Origin of the sequence: Corallococcus sp. 4LFB (assembly GCF_046520365.1) — a bacterium.
Classification (GTDB): Bacteria; Myxococcota; Myxococcia; order Myxococcales; family Myxococcaceae; genus Corallococcus; species Corallococcus caeni.
On sequence record NZ_JBKGHJ010000952.1, the window covers coordinates 1 to 1,546 of the forward strand.

A 1,546-nucleotide genomic window follows, 5' to 3' on the forward strand; every position below is an offset into this window, starting at 1 on the left:
CAAGGATGCTGGCGCGGCCGCCATGCCCCCCGCCGCGAAGTCCGGCGACGCGAGCGTGGCCGCGAAGCCCGCGCCGAAGCCGATGGCGCCCGAGGTGAAGACGCTCGTGGACCGGATGCAGGCCTTCTACGAGAAGACGGGCGACTTCAAGGCGGGCTTCAAGCAGGACTACAAGTACAAGGCCTTCCGCCGCACGCAGACGTCCACCGGCACGGTGACCTACAAGAAGCCGGGCCTGATGCGCTGGGAGTACGAGAACCCGTCCAAGCGGACGTTCGTGCTCGCGGGCAACAAGGTGTACATGCACGACCCGGAAGCGCAGACGCTGTCGGTGGCGGCGATGGACACCAGCAAGCTGTCCGCGTCGGTGACGTTCCTCTTCGGCCAGGGGAAGCTGGCGGACGAGTTCGCCATCACCCAGGGCGCGTGCAAGGACTGCAAGGGCACGCTGCTGGTGCTGGATCCGCTCAAGGAGGAGCCGCGCTTCCGCCAGGTGCGCCTGGAGGTGGACCCCGCGACGGCGCAGGTGCTCAAGAGCACGGTGGTGGATCCGGACGGCAGCGAGAACACCATCGCCTTCCTGAACCTGAAGACGAACGTGGGCATCGCGGCGGACAGCTTCAAGCTGAACCCGCCCGAGGGCACCCGCGTGGACGACTTCACCAAGAAGGCGCGGTAGGGACGGTCCGCCCTCCATGCGCGGCGTGCTGCTGGCGGGATGCGTGCTGCTGGGCGCGGGGTGTCACTCCGCCGCGCCCGCGGGCCCTTCACGTCCCACGAGCTTCGTGGGACAGACGCTGCCCCTCCTGTCGTCGCCCGCGCTGCGGCTGACGGTGGCAGGGCGGTTGGGGAACCGGGCGGTACCGGTGGTGCTGGACGTGACGCGGCCGCTGTCGCTCGTGTCCACCCACTGCTTCGACGGCGAGCCGCCCGTGCCCGCCGGGAGCGCGCGCGTGCCGGAGCCCTCGGGAGGGCATCGCTCCTGGCCCGAGATTCCGGCCCCGCCCCTGACGGTGGGCCCGGTGGCGCCGCCCCTGCGCACGCTGCTGCTGTCCGGTGAGACGGGCTGCTCGGTGACGCTGGGGCAGGACGTGCTGGCCCCGTACGCCCTCACGGTGGAGCCGCTGCGCCGCGAGGTGACCTTCACCGCGTCGCGTCCCCGGGCGGCCTACGACGCGGAGCTGCGCTCGACGGACGCGGTGCGCGAGGCGCAGGTGGTGGAGCTGAGCCGCGAGCCCTTGGGGGACTGGCCGCTCCTGGCGGTGCAGGTGACGCAGGGCGATTCGAGCATCACCGGCCCCTTCGTGCTGGGCACGCGCGAGCCCTTCTCCCGCCTGGCGGTGGACCCTGCCCTGGCGCAGGGGCTCCAGCCGCTGGAGACGGCCGCGGGCCTGCCGCCGCGCACCTTCGCGGTGGACGCGGTGGAGGTGGCCGACGGCCTGGGCGTGAAGCCGCTGGTGATGGAGGCCGCGGGGCGCTGGCCGTCCCAGAGCAGCCTGGGCCGCCTGGGGCCGGACGTCTGGGGCCGCTTCACCGCCACGGTGGA

Annotated in this window: 1 protein-coding gene and 1 pseudogene; both read left to right on the forward strand. The window is 72.4% G+C overall.

The features are described 5' to 3' along the window. Positions 1 to 22 precede the first annotated feature (22 nt). Positions 23 to 679 carry a LolA family protein gene (locus ACLEQD_RS43095; RefSeq protein WP_410391748.1) on the forward strand — a complete coding sequence of 219 codons (657 nt, stop codon included), beginning with the start codon at positions 23 to 25 and terminating at the stop codon, positions 677 to 679. A 16-nt stretch (positions 680 to 695) separates the two neighbouring features. Further along, positions 696 to 1,546 (forward strand): annotated as a pseudogene (locus tag ACLEQD_RS43100) (hypothetical protein); the annotation flags it as partial.